14 protein-coding genes are annotated in these 14,947 nt (G+C 44.8%); 7 read left to right on the top strand and 7 right to left on the bottom strand.

What is annotated here, in order from left to right; translation table 11 throughout:
- Positions 1-49: 49 nt before the first annotated feature.
- Positions 50-898 (top strand): methanogenesis marker 8 protein, encoded by an 849-nt coding sequence (locus V7O63_RS10055; RefSeq protein WP_340818377.1) that lies wholly within the window; start codon positions 50-52, stop codon positions 896-898.
- A 61-nt stretch (positions 899-959) separates the two neighbouring features.
- Here the strand turns inward: V7O63_RS10055 and V7O63_RS10050 are convergent, their stop codons facing one another.
- Positions 960-1,394 carry a hotdog fold thioesterase gene (locus tag V7O63_RS10050; RefSeq protein ID WP_340820834.1) on the bottom strand — a complete coding sequence of 145 codons (435 nt, stop codon included), beginning with the start codon at positions 1,392-1,394 and terminating at the stop codon, positions 960-962.
- A gap of 206 nt (positions 1,395-1,600) precedes the next feature.
- On the bottom strand, positions 1,601-2,041 hold the full coding sequence (locus V7O63_RS10045; RefSeq protein ID WP_340818375.1) for a pyridoxamine 5'-phosphate oxidase family protein: 441 nt from the start codon (positions 2,039-2,041) through the stop codon (positions 1,601-1,603).
- 703 nt (positions 2,042-2,744) lie between these two features.
- Here V7O63_RS10045 and V7O63_RS10040 point away from each other — a divergent pair.
- Positions 2,745-4,397, top strand: a complete 1,653-nt coding sequence (locus V7O63_RS10040; protein ID WP_340818374.1) for an ATP-binding protein — start codon at positions 2,745-2,747, stop codon at positions 4,395-4,397.
- Between the two features lie 10 nt (positions 4,398-4,407).
- Here V7O63_RS10040 and V7O63_RS10035 read toward each other — a convergent pair whose 3' ends face one another.
- Positions 4,408-4,809 carry a Mov34/MPN/PAD-1 family protein gene (locus V7O63_RS10035; protein WP_340818373.1) on the bottom strand — a complete coding sequence of 134 codons (402 nt, stop codon included), beginning with the start codon at positions 4,807-4,809 and terminating at the stop codon, positions 4,408-4,410.
- A gap of 119 nt (positions 4,810-4,928) precedes the next feature.
- Here V7O63_RS10035 and V7O63_RS10030 point away from each other — a divergent pair, with 119 nt between their 5' ends.
- Positions 4,929-6,164, top strand: coding sequence for an NADP-dependent malic enzyme (locus V7O63_RS10030; protein ID WP_340818372.1), 1,236 nt, complete (start codon positions 4,929-4,931; stop codon positions 6,162-6,164).
- Positions 6,165-6,179: 15 nt separating this feature from the next.
- Here V7O63_RS10030 and V7O63_RS10025 read toward each other — a convergent pair whose 3' ends face one another.
- On the bottom strand, positions 6,180-7,610 hold the full coding sequence (locus V7O63_RS10025; RefSeq protein WP_340818371.1) for a TIGR00297 family protein: 1,431 nt from the start codon (positions 7,608-7,610) through the stop codon (positions 6,180-6,182).
- Between the two features lie 247 nt (positions 7,611-7,857).
- Between V7O63_RS10025 and V7O63_RS10020 the strand changes: the two genes are divergently transcribed.
- Positions 7,858-8,250, top strand: coding sequence for a thioredoxin domain-containing protein (locus V7O63_RS10020; RefSeq protein ID WP_340818370.1), 393 nt, complete (start codon positions 7,858-7,860; stop codon positions 8,248-8,250).
- A gap of 30 nt (positions 8,251-8,280) precedes the next feature.
- Here V7O63_RS10020 and V7O63_RS10015 read toward each other — a convergent pair whose 3' ends face one another.
- Positions 8,281-8,973, bottom strand: a complete 693-nt coding sequence (locus V7O63_RS10015) for a 2,3-bisphosphoglycerate-dependent phosphoglycerate mutase (protein WP_340818369.1) — start codon at positions 8,971-8,973, stop codon at positions 8,281-8,283.
- An 84-nt stretch (positions 8,974-9,057) separates the two neighbouring features.
- Here V7O63_RS10015 and nudC point away from each other — a divergent pair, with 84 nt between their 5' ends.
- Positions 9,058-9,918 (top strand): NAD(+) diphosphatase, encoded by an 861-nt coding sequence (gene nudC / locus V7O63_RS10010; protein WP_340818368.1) that lies wholly within the window; start codon positions 9,058-9,060, stop codon positions 9,916-9,918.
- 199 nt (positions 9,919-10,117) lie between these two features.
- Positions 10,118-12,052, top strand: a complete 1,935-nt coding sequence (locus V7O63_RS10005) for a DUF2341 domain-containing protein (RefSeq protein ID WP_340818367.1) — start codon at positions 10,118-10,120, stop codon at positions 12,050-12,052.
- A gap of 23 nt (positions 12,053-12,075) precedes the next feature.
- Here V7O63_RS10005 and V7O63_RS10000 read toward each other — a convergent pair whose 3' ends face one another.
- Positions 12,076-12,489, bottom strand: a complete 414-nt coding sequence (locus tag V7O63_RS10000; RefSeq protein WP_340818366.1) for a thioesterase family protein — start codon at positions 12,487-12,489, stop codon at positions 12,076-12,078.
- Between the two features lie 67 nt (positions 12,490-12,556).
- The gene (locus tag V7O63_RS09995) at positions 12,557-12,853 is read right to left on the bottom strand and encodes a hypothetical protein (protein WP_340818365.1); all 297 of its coding nucleotides are present in this window, start codon (positions 12,851-12,853) and stop codon (positions 12,557-12,559) included.
- 136 nt (positions 12,854-12,989) lie between these two features.
- On the opposite strand from V7O63_RS09995, the gene V7O63_RS09990 reads away from it, so the two are divergent.
- A complete protein-coding gene (locus tag V7O63_RS09990) occupies positions 12,990-14,924 on the top strand; it encodes a hydantoinase/oxoprolinase family protein (RefSeq protein WP_340818364.1) in 1,935 nt (644 codons plus the stop codon).
- Positions 14,925-14,947: the final 23 nt, after the last annotated feature.

Genomic DNA, 14,947 nt, shown 5'->3' with positions numbered 1-14,947 from the left:
TGTCCTCTTGTCCGATGATCATACTTATTTTATATCAAAGGTGAATTCTATGCCACATGTAATGGAGATACTGGGAAAGGCCAGAGTTGTTGTTGAGAACGGTGAGGTTGTCGAGGTAAGCGAACCACTTATCAGATGGTGTCCGATCTTTGAGAAGGCACGTGGGATCACTGAGATCACAAAGGAAGATATAAAGAAGAACATGGAATTCCGTATAGAGGATTTCGGCCTTTTCACTGATAAACGCCAGCTTGACATGGATATCTTTGTTGGTTTCGGTGCATCCGAGACCATGATGACAGGTCTTAACCGCGGACTCCTTGATACAACTGTAACTGCATGTGATGGTGCAGGCAGTGTGATATCCAACAACCCGAACCTTGTACAGGGAATCGGTGCACGTATCTCAGGTCTTGTCGAGACCGAACCCATAGATGCGACGATCAATGGGATCAACGAACGAGGAGGTATAGTCTTTGATCCTTCTACTGCAAGCATCGATCCTGTTGAAGCTACAAGGAAGGCTGCAGAACTCGGTTACAAAAGAATAGCTGTGACAGTTGTCTTCCCGGAGACTGCAAAAGAGTTGAGAGAACTCGAATCCGAGCTGGACCTTGAACTGACCATCATCGGTGCACATGTGACCGGTATTGGCAGGGAGTTCGCACAGGAATTGCTGGATAATGTTGATATCGTCACCAGTTGTGCTTCAAAGAACATACGTGAACTTGTAAAACCGCTGGTCCAGGTTGGCAGTGCCGTACCTCTTTTCGGAATAACTCAAAGGGGAAAGGAATTGCTTCTTGAGAGGGCAAAGGATGTCGAAACTCCCGTGTTCGTGAGCTCTGCAAAATTGCCTTCATTGCCTGAAGAAAAACAGCCAAGAGAGCTGGTGTGACCACTCAGCTATCTCATTTCTTTTTTTATCGGTAAATGATCTCGTCTCTTTTCAGTGGCGGTCACTTTTCAGGAATATCCAGCCTGTTCTTCTTCCTGTAGGCCATGCCATTGAATATAGCAACGATATCTCCCTTCTCATCTGTGACATTGATGACGTAAGTTGATATCTTAGGGCTGATGGATGTTTCCTTTGCTTCTGCACAAAGGGTGCCTTCAAATGCAGCTTTTACAAATGAGATGTCAGCATTGATAGCAACAGCGACGTTTCCATGTGAATTCGATGCAGCAGCGAATGCCATATCCGCAAGTGTGAATATCGCACCACCATGGACTGTGCCGAGAATATTGAGGTGTCTTTTCTCTATCATCATCTCTGCTTTTGCATATCCTTTTGAGACTTCGGTCAATATCATGCCGGAATTTGAAGCAAAGCACTCCTGTGAGAAGTATCTTTTTATGTCGTCCATGTTAGAAGTATTGTCTGTGCTGTCCATGCTGTCCATGCTTTTCCTCATCTGAATGCTGTTCCATTCTCTCTGTTCTTCTGGTACTTATCGATTACCGGCATGGCTTGATATTTTATCATGCAGGCAAGATCCTTTTTTCCTGCTTTTTATGGATGTGATCGAATACAGGTATCTCATAAAAAAAGAGGCAGGTCAAAAAGAATATTTCCTGCCAGAAAATGCTCTGATCAGTTTCAGTATGTCACCATGTCGCGATGACTGAAACCTTTGGTGTAATCAAGGTAATATGCTTTTACAGGCTCTACTTTGAAAAGAAGGTTCTCACTCTCTGTTGGCAGTTCAGCCATGAATGGGAATTTCTCAAGCATTAATCCGTAGGCTTTGCCAGCTTCGTTCTCATCAGTTACAACGGAGGCTTTACCCTCTAGCTGAAGACCCGTGATAGCCATTACCTCTACCTCGTCATCGTCCACTGTGCAGGCAACGTACGGGTTGTTGGCCATATTAGCCACTTTACGTGTGTCCTTTCCGGTACCGAAATAGATCACTGCACCATCGGATGCATAGGCCATGGTATGTACCATTGGTTTACCATCCCTGTCAACTGTCCCAAGGTTCAACCATTTATGTTCTTTCAGGCAATCTACAATTTTCTGTTTAATATCATCTGACATCTGTTTTCACTCCCATGTATATCTTGTGGATCGACAATAAGTATCAATGTTTATGCAGCTTAAATATCTTTTTAACTTTTAAAAGACAAATATTAAAAAGGAATTCTGTATTTTTTATTCATTTCCAGGATAATATTGCTATGACAGTTCGTACACCATCAAATAAGATGATTAATCATGATAAATTACAGTTAGTTTTATATACTAGCAAATACTAGTATATCATGATAAAACATGACAGAATATCACGTTAACTCCAACACATATAATTTCGGCACATTTCTTGCCTCTCTTATGTTCGCTCTGTTGACATACTATTCATTCCTCAACTACCATGGCGTAGTCTAAACACAATTGTACCACACAAATATACAGAATGGGTCTAGTCGGGAGTTAGTGAAAAAGAGAGCAAATGGGGAAATCCATCACTCATTTGCTCTCTATCAGTTTGATTCCTTCTGTGCCCAATTGTCTGCTGCTCTTAAGTTTTCTCTGATCTTCTTTTTCCGGATGTTTCGTTCTTCTTTTCTTTCAGAAACTAAGACAAGTTGCTTTTATGATCCCTGTCATCATCTGGTACAATAGACTCTTTTACTTATATTTGCAAATATATTTTTCGAATAAATACAAAATATTTATATCATGTGCCGCAATTGTTTGTTCAGTTCTACTATTCGATCATTAAGAAGTGGGAGTTATAGTTTTGTCGGGCAATGATATTGAAGGTGGTTTTGATCAAAAAGGTCTTGATACATCTGATCCTCTAAAAAGGGAATTATTCCAGAAAACGGCCCTCCTTTCGGGATTATTAAGATCGGTCCCTGATCTTGTTTTCTTCAAGGATACAGATGGTGTCTTTCTTGCTTGCAACGATATATTCTCTCAATACGTGGGTAAACCAGTAAGTGATATCGTAGGAAGAACGAGTCATGATATCTTTGACAGGAACAAGGCAAATTTCTTCCGTTCAAATGACCGCAAGGTTCTGGATTCAGGCAAGTCTTACAAAAGTGTTGAATGGATGGACCGTGCCGATGGTACGAAAGTCCTTCTTGAGACGGTCAAAGCCCCTCTTTTCACAGAGGAGAACGAGCTCATTGGTTTGGTAGGTGTGGGTCGTGATATCACTGCCCGTAAACATGCTGAGATAGAACTTCAGGACAAGAAGGATGAATTGTTCCAGATAGTCAATGGAAACCCTATACCAACATTTGTGATAAACACGGACCATGATGTGATCTACTGGAACCGGGCATGTGAAAACGTAACAGGCATCAGGGCCAGTGAGATGATAGGTACCCAGGATGCCTGGAGGGCCTTCTATAAAGAGAAAAGACCCGTGCTTGCTGATCTGATAGTTGATGGTTCGCTGAAGAGCATCGAAAAGCTGTATGGTGACAAGAACCTTACCTCTTCCTTTGTAGAAGGCGGATACCAGGCTGAAGATTTTTTTCATGCGATCAACAAATGGATGTTCTTTACGGCAGCTCCCATCAGGGATCACAACAATAAGATAATCGGGTCAATAGAGACCCTTCAGGATACAAGTATACCGAAACAGGCCGAGAAAGCGATCCATGACGCAAAGATACTTGCAGAGAACGCTTCCCGCACGAAGAGCGAGTTCCTCTGCAATATGAACCATGAACTTCGAACCCCACTTAACCTTATACTGGGTTATGCCGACCTGCTTCTGGCACAGGAGACCGGAGAGCTTAACGAGGAACAGCATCATTTCGTGGAGATCATCAAGTTTGCAGGCTCAAGATTCATCGACCTTATCGACTCGCTGATCTATATTGCCGAGATCGAGGAGGGAAAAATGGAACTCGATATAGAGATGTTCTCCCTTCCAGTGATTCTGGTAGACGTTAAACGGATGCTTGGTCCGAATGCATTCAAAAAAGGTGTCAAACTGGAGTTTGATATAGATCCGCATGTAAGTGTGATATATGCAGACAAGGCCAAGGTCAAAACCATATTGAACCATCTGATCAGCAATGCAATTAAATTCACTCCTGCAGGCGGAACTGTATCTGTGTCTGTGAAGCAGAATAACAGGGATCTGCATATAATGGTCAGGGATACGGGTATCGGTATCTCTGAAGAGGACCAGGAAAGGCTTTACAGGGCATTTGTGCAGGTCGATGGTTCACTCAACAGGAAATTCGAGGGAACAGGGCTTGGACTTAGTATTGTCAAGGAATTCGTAGAAGTACATGGCGGTGAGATCAGCCTTGAAAGTGAACCGGGAAAAGGAAGTACTTTTGGAGTTACTATCCCGCTATCAACGAAGGAGTCTGATGATCTTGTTGATAGGGTATGGGGTTCCAGTGGGTTCCCCGATCTAAGTTGAGATCATGGGTTTAAAGTATCTCATCATCCTCTATATCCACATCAAGTACCTCAAGTGATATCTCTTCACCATTCCCGCTGAAACATTTCCAGTTATCAGGGCCGAATGGATGACCAACTATTATATGGTGATTCCCTGTCTTGCTAAAGAGCCTGAGGTCTGCTCTTGACGGTCTGATCACAGAACTGGGGTGACTGTGCACTGAACCAACAGCTGCCATGTTCGGCATCATGAACAGTTTAAGGACTGCATTGACCTCGCTGGATTCGGTTCCCGGCAGGATGAGAATATCGGTGATCACTCCGTCCTTTGCCTGCAAAAGGCCTGCGAACTCTTTCGGGTATGTAGACCTGCTGACCTCCATTATGAATTCAAGCGTCTCTCTTGCGATTCCCCTGATGGCCGTATTCATCCTATGAGGATATTCATGGAGAACATATAACTTTTTTGAGGACAATGTATTATGAGAGTTGAAAAGTCAGTTATCAGGTATCAATAAGATATCTCCTTTATCTATCCTGAAGTGGTGCTATGAAAAAAGATAAACAGATCCCGATGTGTGAAGAAGGTGATAGCAGTCTTGGTCTCAGGTCACTTGACCTCCATGAGAAGGCCGGTGGAGTGATAGGTACATGTGCCAAGGTCCCTCTTGATGACATAGGGGATCTGAGCCTTGCCTACACCCCGGGTGTTGCCGAACCGTGCAAAAGAATAGCTGAGGATCATGAACAGGTCTACAGGTATACGATGAAGAGGAATTCTGTCGCAGTGATCTCAGATGGGTCTGCAGTACTTGGCCTCGGGAATATAGGTCCATATGCAGCTTTACCTGTAATGGAAGGAAAAGCATTGATATTCAAAGAACTTGCAGATATCGATGCATTCCCTATCTGTCTTGATACCAATGACATAGAAGAGGCGATCAGGACGATCAAAAACATAGCACCTGCATTCGGTGGCATCAATCTTGAGGATATCAGTGCTCCCCGCTGTTTTGAGATAGAGGAAAGACTCTGTGATGAGCTTCTAGTTCCTGTTTTCCATGATGACCAGCATGGAACAGCTGTTGTAGTGATTGCGGGACTTATCAATGCACTGAAGATTGTTGGCAAGGAAATGGAGGACATCAGTGTGGTGATATCTGGTGCAGGAGCTGCAGGGAAAGCCATAGCCTTCAAACTCCTGTATGCAGGCGTGGTCTCTGAAAGGCTTCTTGTATGCGACAGACGCGGAATCATCCACAAAGGCCGTAATGAAGGCATGAACCCGGAAAAGGAAGAGATAGCAGGTTCGACGAATGACAGGAGGATCACAGGTACTCTGGCAGATGCGCTTGTCGGAGCAGATGTGTTTATAGGTGTTTCAGCTCCTGATATCGTAAGTGCTGAGATGGTCTCGTCCATGGCATCAGATGCGATTATATTTGCCATGGCAAATCCAATTCCTGAGATCATGCCATCAGTGGCAAAAGAAGCTGGTGCCAGGATAGTTGCCACCGGTCGTTCGGATTGTCCGAATCAGATAAACAATTGCCTTGGTTTTCCGGGGATATTCCGTGGTGCTCTGGATTCCTGTGCAAGTGACATAACACCGGAAATGGAAATGGCAGCGGTTTATGCACTTGCGGGTATTGTCTCCGACGATGAGCTCAATGAGAACTACATCATCCCCGGTCCCCTTGACAGAAGGGTGGTAAAAGCTGTTTCATCAGCGGTTGCGGATGCAGCGGTTAAAAGCGGGGTTGCAAGGTCATGTCAGTTCGAATGATGATACATGTGTCAGTTAAACTATAACCACATAGAGGATACCGGATATAATGGCACCTGCAAAGGTTGCCACAAAGTTGACACCACTGTTTGAAAGCATTCCTTTGTTCTGAAGTGTGGCTCCAAGGATGCTGTCAACGTTCGTTCCCAGAAAACCACCTGCTGTTGTAATACTTATTACAAGGAGTGCATCATCGAGCTTTCCAAAAAGGACAGGAAGGACACCTATAACCATGGCTCCGAGAAGCGCTGCTATCTCGCCAAGTACCGTCACCGCCCCGTCAACACCGGGCTTTGCGGGCTTCAGTGTGGTTATCATTATTGGCTGGGCACGGGCAGTAGTACCCACTTCGCTGGCAAGTGTATCTCCTGTTGCTGTTGCCACGGTACCCAGATATGCGAAGATTATGAGTTCCGCATGCTGGGGATATATCCCGTACAGGACCGCAAGTACCAGAGCAGCCGTGCTGTTGCTGAAAACGTTCTCATAGCTCCTGACACCACCCTTTGATTGCGCAAGTCCTATGGACTCCTTGTACCTGTACTTGTATTTGGTGAATCCTCCACCAAGTATGAAGAATGTCAGCAGGAGAATGAACCAGAAGAGTTCACTGAACACTATGATGAGCACTCCCAGAAGTGCTGCACTGAAAAGTGCCGAGAGGTCTGCGATTCTTGTCCTGTATGCCAGATAGCCCAGAACTATAGAGAAGATAAGTGCGAAGAGCATCTGTTGTGGTGGAACCGAGTATCCGAAAGAACTGAAGAGCCACATCATCATTCCTGAACCCAGTGGCACCGAGATATTATTGTCAATGTCTCCGGGAATCGATTCAAAAAGTGCACCTGTAAGAGAACCTATGACCGCCAGGAAGATCACCATGTTAGTACTGACATCGCTCTGCTGCCAGTATATGAGCCAGATACCGGCAAAGGAAGCTGTCAATATTCCGACAGCGAGGAGGACTATGCTTGATGGTAACAGGTATCTTTCATGTATATCATTATCCTGATGCTCGATATGAAGTGTTTGAAGCTTCTTCCTGTGGCGCATGAAATTCGCTGCACTGGTTCCGAAAGTGGATATCGCGATGGCACCTGCGATCACATATAATGGCAGTTGATAGGAAGTTAGTTCCAGTAATGAGCTTATCAGCAGCAGTATGAATACCGATATCGCAAGGTTCTTTGCACTCCTGAGCCCTTCATTGATGCGGTCTGTAAGCATCTCCCGGGAACCCGGAAGTGGTTTCTTGTAAAGGTATCTGCAGATGCGTGAATCTTCCGGTAGAAAGTTGAGTCCCATCACTATAAGGAAACTGATAATGAGCAGTGTCCTGGGACCTATTAAAGGAAATAGCAGTATCAGAAGACCAAAGGCAGCATGAAGTAACTGTCTTCTGTATTCATGCTCCATTTCATCAAATAGTTCAGGAATGTCTTCCATATCGATCGATAACGCCCTTTTTTGTAATTCTATGATACTTGCTAACCTATATATTGCTAGTGATTAATCAAATATTATTATACAAATATATTTTGCATTATGGTAGTTTTGGATCTGTTATCGGTCAGTTTGGTTGGTGTATCTTTCCCTGATAAGGCAGGCCATCAAATGTACATTTGCTTTTTTGAAGCTTTGAAGATAAGTTTTTAATATCTATAAGTCCCCTCTTATTATGGGAGCGGTAAAAATGCCTGAAAGCAATGTATTAGAAGTCAATGATTCAAACTGGGAAGAGCTTCTCGAGAACCAGGAAAAACCAATGGTCGTTATGTTCTATCTTCCCACATGTACCCATTGTAAGGAAATAGAACCATATTTCAGGGATTATTCCAACGAATTCCATGATTCCTGTACCTTTGTCAGGATGAACGGACTTGAAAGTCCTATGACCGCAAGGAAATATGGTGTAAGGGGAACACCCACGTTCAAGTTCTTCTGCAAGGGTCGTGCAATAAAGGAAGAAGTAGGACTTGTCTATCCATCGATACTCAGGAAATCCATCGAGGAACTGGTAAAACATGGTGATGAGTGTATCCTGCATACATCCCCGATGCCTGATGAGGTATCACCGTACGAGTGAAAGTACCATCTTTCACTACATCCATTTCTGTTATTCTTTTTCTTCTTTGACGAAACTCCCATTCTCAAACTGATAGTACAGTGGTTTCCCTGTTGCAAGTTCGAGTTTTGGTATCTCCTCGTCACTGATATTCTCTATGTATTTGATCACGGAGCGCAGGCTGTTGCCGTGGGCAGCGATTATTACGTTCTTCCCGTCTTCAAGTTGCGGGATGATACTTTCCTTAAAATAGGGTATCGTACGCTCGTAGGTATCCTTAAGGCTCTCACCACCCGGAGGTTGTACATCGTAGCTTCTTCTCCAGATGAATACCTGTTCTTCCCCATAGGTCTCCTTTGCTTTCTGCTTATTCTGCCCCTGAAGGTTGCCATAAAAACGTTCGTTCAAAGCATCGCTTGAATATATCGGTATTTCGGAACCATCCGCCCTTGAAGGATGGTATGACCACCGGTCCCTTTTTTCGCTCTCATGAAGAAAAATGCCTGTTTTCTCCTGCTTTGCAAGTATCAGAAAAAGCGTTTCCTGTGCCCTGGATAATTTCGATGTGAAGGCAACATCGATCCGGAAATCCTCAAGTTCCTCTGCACAATCCATAGCTTCACGAATGCCTTTCTCACTGAGTGGAACGTCCACCCAACCTGTGAATCTGTTCTCAAGGTTCCACCTTGATTGTCCGTGTCTTACCAGTATCAGATAGTTCATCGCAAGATCTCCCTTACCCATGTAATATTTTGTTTGCAGCTTATTAAAGCTTTAAGTCGTCAAAGGTAACTTTGATAAACATAACCGAACATTATTTCTCAAACCATGAGTTCACAAGACATAGATCTAAGTTCAGAATTCGTTCCACTGGTAAGTCCCCCACAAAAAGAAGGAACTAACGAAACCTGTTGTTTTGCATTCAGGGATCGCAAACTCTTGTTGCTGGATGAGAACGATAGTCTCAGGTTGCCATCTCTTGAAGAAGCAGAGAACATGTGCCTCGATATCCTGAGAAAACAGTATCTTGGAGAGCTCAGGGATGTATCCTGTTATTCCATGGAACTCAATGGGACAGAAGATAGTGATATGGATGTTGTCTCAGACGATCTTAGTTTCTTCGATATCAGGAGACTTGCCGATATACTTGAAGAACCATTCGTTTCACTTGCAGGAAAAGCTGTCCATATCATGGAATGGGACAGGAACACACTCTTCTGTGGCAGTTGTGGCTCTCCTACAGTACTCAAGGCGGCAGAAAGAGCAAAGGCATGCCCTGAATGTGGCTTCACCGCGTTCCCGAAGATCTCTCCTGCCATAATCGTGCTTATTGAGAAAGGAGACAGATTATTACTGGCACGTTCCCCTCATTTCCCTCCGGGAAGATACAGCATCATTGCCGGATTCGTGGAACCAGGTGAAACGATCGAGCAGGCGGTGGTGCGTGAGGTGATGGAAGAGGTGGGGATCTCTGTCAGGAACATCAGATATTTTGGAAGCCAGCCCTGGCCTCATCCCGATTCTCTCATGATAGGTTTCACAGCTGAACATTCGGAAGGTGAGATACGGATCGATGGTATCGAGATAGAGGATGCCGGATGGTACACAAAGGATGAGATCCCTCATATTCCGGGAACTGACAGCATATCCGGTCAATTGATACATCATTTCATTAGCAAACATTCCTGATCAAACTGGCAGGCATATTCCGGATCCTTATCTTATCATTGCTTTTTTTCTATTGCTGAGCTGCTGTAATGCAGGATAGTTTGATGTGCGCAATATTTATACTATCTGATCGCAAATAATTAGTAAGAAATTAAATCTCGAATGGTGGTAAGAGCTAAAAGAAGGTGTAGGAACGGTGTTCAAAAGAATTATACACATTATGGTAGTATTGGCCGCATGTGCCTTATTTGTTCAACCATGCGCAGCATTGACCTATTCCGGTGGTGGGGAATGGAACTATTCTGAAGAGATATACATCGGAGAGAACTCGGGAAATAATCTGATCAACTATCAGATCCCTGTGATCCTTGATAGTTCTAACTTTGATTTCTCTCTTGCTCAGTCAGGTGGAGAGGATCTGCGTTTCACATCAGGTGAGAAGCAGTTACAACACTGGATAGAGGAATGGAATTCCAAAAAGGAAGAAGCCGTAGTCTGGGTGGAGGTTCCTTCCATTGCTGCTGATGGTACAAAAAAGATAACAATGTACTATGGCAACATGGAGGCATCGGATATCAGCAGCGGACCGGCAACATTCGACCTGTTCGATGATTTCGGGGCTTCAGGTCTGTTCAGCAACTGGGAAACATTCACGAACGGGGGCAGTGACATAAAACTAAGCTCCGGTCTGGTCAACCTGATCGTTCCAAAATTCCATCCAGAGGATGTCGCGACCATCAAGTCCAAGGATGATTTTTCTGTGAACTCAATGTTCGTTGTCAAAAGGAAGAAGACAACAACAGGAACCGACACCCGTGGTCCTGTCCTGATGCAGGGATTCGTTGACCCTCAGAAAGAGACAAAGAACCAGATACTTGCATCCAGTGAGCTTGAGAACGAGACAAGGGTCACATGGGTACTTGAAAATGCTAAGAGCGATGCCCGTTATTATCCAAAGGACCTTACTGATATCAATGTGATCGAGGGTGACTGGTATACTATCGGGGTTGCCTGGTATATGGATACGGAAGATGAACTGGGAAGGATCGCATGGTACAGGAATGGTGTAAGGGACAGTAAGATGGACCTTGAGGCTACAGAGGAGAACAATTACATACCTGTCACTGACATGAAGGCCTATTTCTACACAGGTACATATTCAGATGTATCTGATAATACCGGTTCTTCATGGATCGATTATGCCTATGTGAGAAAGTTCGTCTATCCTGAACCTTCAGTAACGTTTTCCAGTGCCATGGCAGGGGAAGATGGGACAGTTGCAGAGGCAGAACCGGTAAGGATCAATATAACACCTGCCAGCGGTCTGATAAGTGCCATTCGTATCTTCAACTCTACAGACTATGATGATAGCACCATATCCGAGCTCAAAGGCAGTGGACTTAACACGATCATGTTGCTCACCGATGGTGATGATGTATGGGATCTTGAAAGGTTCGTAAAGACAGCCCACGACAATGATATCCAGGTCTATGCAATGATATTCAATGATCCGAAGAGTGCATCATCTGAGGACAATTCCGTGTATGTGAAGGGCGTACTTGAAAAGATCCTTGACTATAATGAAAAGTCACTTTCAGCTTACGATGGTGTCGATATTGCCCTTGACCCATGCAGTGAGGACCTTGGAGAGGCATGTGAGCTTAATCTGATGCTTCTGGAAGATGTCCGTGAGATGACCGGTAACGAAGTTGCGGTCGCTGTTGATATTCCTGCATCATATGACAGGTCCGATATCTCAGAGGTTGCAGAGACTGCGGACCTGATAATACTTCAGACATATTACCTTGAAGGCACGAATCCTGAGAGCAAGGCTGATGTGATCGATTCGGTTGCATCCAGAATGGGTGAGATAAGAGTATCCGATGGAAAGGCCCTGATAGGTATATCAGTTGGGGAGGATTTCATGACTGATGCAGATGTGCAGACACTGCTTGAAGAGCTTCAGGATTATTACTCCGATGATAGTGCTTTCCTTGGTACGTCCATAGCTGTCTATGAAGAGTATAAAGAGTACAGTGAGTTGCCTGAGACCGCCGAAGAAACTGAAAGTACCGGAATACCCGGATTCACAGGCCTGCTGGCATCCGTCGGACTACTGGCAGTCGCTTATGTACAGAGAAAGAAGATGGTGTGAGTTCCACATCATCCCTGCTTCTTTTATTTGTTCTGTTCTTCTTCCTTAAAGTGCTTCTCAAGTTCCTTTCTGATCTCATCAGGCAGCGGGACCGATGTTTTGTTAATGAAGTCATAGTGTACTATTGTTGATCTGCCGATGGCACCCTTTCTGTCATCCTGCCATGCTTCCTGTGTAACTACAAAGGAAGAATTTCCTATCCTTGAGATATAGGTGATGATCTCAACGTCCGGGCCGAGGAACATCTCTCCCACATATTCATATTCTGTCCTTGCCATAATGAGTTTCCAGTTCTCATAGCTCAGGTCGAGGTCAGGGGTGAATATCCTGAAGATGGGGGTCCTTGCCTGCTCGAACCAGATGGCAATGGAAATGTTGTTGGCGTGTTTCAGTCCGTCAAAATCGCCGAATCTTGGGATAACTGTTGTTCTGAACATATCTGTTCTTTCCTTGAAGGCTGAGTATAAAAGGGTTATGAAACAGAGCCGAAACAGAGAACCTGGGTCAGATATCTCCTGTGACAATAGCCTTATGATATGCCATTGTCAGCAGTCTGTTCACAAGGTCACTTGCTTCCTTTTCGGAATCAACCATCCGTATGGTGACCTGACCATTCTGAAAGAAGTTCATTTCTCTTATTCCATTCTTCACAACTACCATTCCCAGCTTCTCAGAGTATTTCCCATCGAGGTACTTTGAGATGACCATCAGGTCAGGTTCTTCGTCAAGATGTGCAATGATCCGCAGTTTCCATGGGTCTGCTATACATGGAAGGACAGTTTCGATATAATTGACCCGCATTACACTAAACCCCTTATCTGATATGGCCTGCAGTACTTAAAAATTTATTGAAATTACTATGCTTCTGATATGCTTATATATCTCACAGACCATCTATTAATTATAGTTCAATTAATTTTAAAACGGGTGATATCAAATGCATTTTGGTCTTGGGATCGATGCTGGTGGGACATATACTGACGCAGTACTTATAAGAGGCTCCGATGGAGCAATTGTGGATTCAAAGAAGGCTTTTACAACATATCCTGACCTGCAGGAAGGAATAAGGAATGTTCTGGATTCCCTTGACCCGGAACTTTTAAAGAACGTGAACCTGGTGTCGGTCTCGACAACTCTCTCAACCAATTCTCTCCTTGAGGGTACGGGAACCAATGTGGGTCTTATCATTGTAGGTGAGAAACCAGCTCAAACAGAGTTCCCGACAGAGTATATGATGTGTGTTGAAGGAGGGCATGACCCCAGAGGTGATGAGGCCTGTGAGCTTGATATCTGTTCTGTGGAGGATTTCATCGAGCAGACAAGAACAAAGGTCTCAGCTTATGCGGTTTCCGGATACTTTGGTGTTCGCAATCCCGAACATGAACTGAAGGTCAAGGAATTCATCATGCAGAAGACCGGTATGCCGGTTGTCTGCGGATATGAACTGTCCCAGGAACTTGGAGCCTATGAGAGAGCTGTGACCGCCGTCCTGAACGCCCAGCTTATCCCTATCACATACCAGTTCGTCAATTCTGTTATAGCGGACATAAAGGAACGTGGTATCGAAGCACGTCTTCTGATGCTTAAATGTGATGGTTCTGTCTATAATATCGAGGACGCGCTGGAAAGACCTATCGAGACGATATTCTCAGGGCCTGCTGCCAGTCTTCTTGGAGCATCATACCTCTCAAAGATGGAAACATGCGCCGTGATCGATATAGGAGGTACCAGTACCGATGTTTCCATGCTGTACAATGGAGTACCTGAAATTAGTTCATCCGGTGCCGTTGTAGGTGGATGGAAGACCCGTGTGAGAGCCATGAAGATGGAGACCTCCGCAACAGGCGGTGACAGCCATATATGGATCATGGATGAGAAGGTTCATGTTGGTCCCAGAAGGGTCATTCCTCTTTGTGTTGCATCCAGGACCTATCCTGATATCCTGAACAAGCTCAAAAGGAATAAAGTGATCTCCAGAGGCCTGATGGATGAGAATTTCCAGCCTACCAAATTCTTTGTCAGGACAGGTTATGAGGCTCTTGACCTTGAAGATAGTGAAAAGGAAGTGCTGGATCTCATGGGTCCCGACCCGGTGTCAGCCGTGGAACTTTCCAGTGTTCTCAACAGGGATGTACCAACAAAGGTACTGGATTCCCTTGTGCAAAAAAGACTGATACAGGGGATAGGCTTCACTCCAACCGATGCTCTGCATGTTCTCGGGGTCTATACAAAATGGGATGTGGATGCTGCTGAGACCGGTGCCATGAACCTTGCGAGATATGTTACCAGGGGAAAGTACGATCTCTGTACACTTGTAAGGGAACTTGTGGCAAAGAACATGGCAACAGACCTCATGTCCTACATCCTTCCCCATCATCCTTCAGGTATGATAGGCGACCTTCTGAGCCACGAATATCCTGCAAAGTTCAAGGTGGAACTGCCGGTTGTACTTCTTGGAGGTCCGTCACAGGCATATGGCAGCGAACTCAGGTCGCTCATCGAGGCAGATGTGGTGGTTCCGGAATTCGCAGATGTCGGTAATGCTGTAGGCGCTCTTGCAGGTAAAGGTGTCAAGAGGATAGAGATCCTGATAATGCCTGCATCCATAGAGAATCCTGATGAGGATTTCCTTGTATTCTCGCCTGTTGGAAGGGAACGTTTCCTGAGGTATGCGGATGCTGTTGAGTTCGCAACAAGGACCGGGAAGGAACTAGTGCTTGAATACGAGGTCCGCTGTGGTATACTGGAACAGGACACAAAGATAAGTGTCTCTAAAAAGACAACATCCCCTGATAACTGGTCACATCCGCCTCTTGAGACAAAAGTGACAGTTGTTGGTGTGGGGAATCCTATGATGATCCTGAAGGATTAGAGGACGCCGTAAAATGTCGGTCC

Source organism: Methanolobus sp. WCC4, from assembly GCF_038022665.1.
Taxonomy (GTDB): domain Archaea; phylum Halobacteriota; class Methanosarcinia; order Methanosarcinales; family Methanosarcinaceae; genus Methanolobus.
This window is presented reverse-complemented; position numbering and strand designations above follow the sequence as displayed.

Bases quoted from the DNA above. Each gene is read 5' to 3' on its own strand.
- V7O63_RS10055 (WP_340818377.1), top strand. From the start codon at position 50: ATGCCACATGTAATGGAGATACTGGGAAAGGCCAGAGTTGTTGTTGAG.
- V7O63_RS10050 (WP_340820834.1), bottom strand. From the start codon at position 1,394: ATGGACAGCACAGACAATACTTCTAACATGGACGACATAAAAAGATAC.
- V7O63_RS10045 (WP_340818375.1), bottom strand. From the start codon at position 2,041: ATGTCAGATGATATTAAACAGAAAATTGTAGATTGCCTGAAAGAACAT.
- V7O63_RS10035 (WP_340818373.1), bottom strand. From the start codon at position 4,809: ATGAATACGGCCATCAGGGGAATCGCAAGAGAGACGCTTGAATTCATA.
- V7O63_RS10030 (WP_340818372.1), top strand. From the start codon at position 4,929: ATGAAAAAAGATAAACAGATCCCGATGTGTGAAGAAGGTGATAGCAGT.
- V7O63_RS10025 (WP_340818371.1), bottom strand. From the start codon at position 7,610: ATGGAAGACATTCCTGAACTATTTGATGAAATGGAGCATGAATACAGA.
- V7O63_RS10020 (WP_340818370.1), top strand. From the start codon at position 7,858: ATGCCTGAAAGCAATGTATTAGAAGTCAATGATTCAAACTGGGAAGAG.
- V7O63_RS10015 (WP_340818369.1), bottom strand. From the start codon at position 8,973: ATGGGTAAGGGAGATCTTGCGATGAACTATCTGATACTGGTAAGACAC.
- nudC (WP_340818368.1), top strand. From the start codon at position 9,058: ATGAGTTCACAAGACATAGATCTAAGTTCAGAATTCGTTCCACTGGTA.
- V7O63_RS10005 (WP_340818367.1), top strand. From the start codon at position 10,118: ATGGTAGTATTGGCCGCATGTGCCTTATTTGTTCAACCATGCGCAGCA.
- V7O63_RS10000 (WP_340818366.1), bottom strand. From the start codon at position 12,489: ATGTTCAGAACAACAGTTATCCCAAGATTCGGCGATTTTGACGGACTG.
- V7O63_RS09995 (WP_340818365.1), bottom strand. From the start codon at position 12,853: ATGCGGGTCAATTATATCGAAACTGTCCTTCCATGTATAGCAGACCCA.
- V7O63_RS09990 (WP_340818364.1), top strand. From the start codon at position 12,990: ATGCATTTTGGTCTTGGGATCGATGCTGGTGGGACATATACTGACGCA.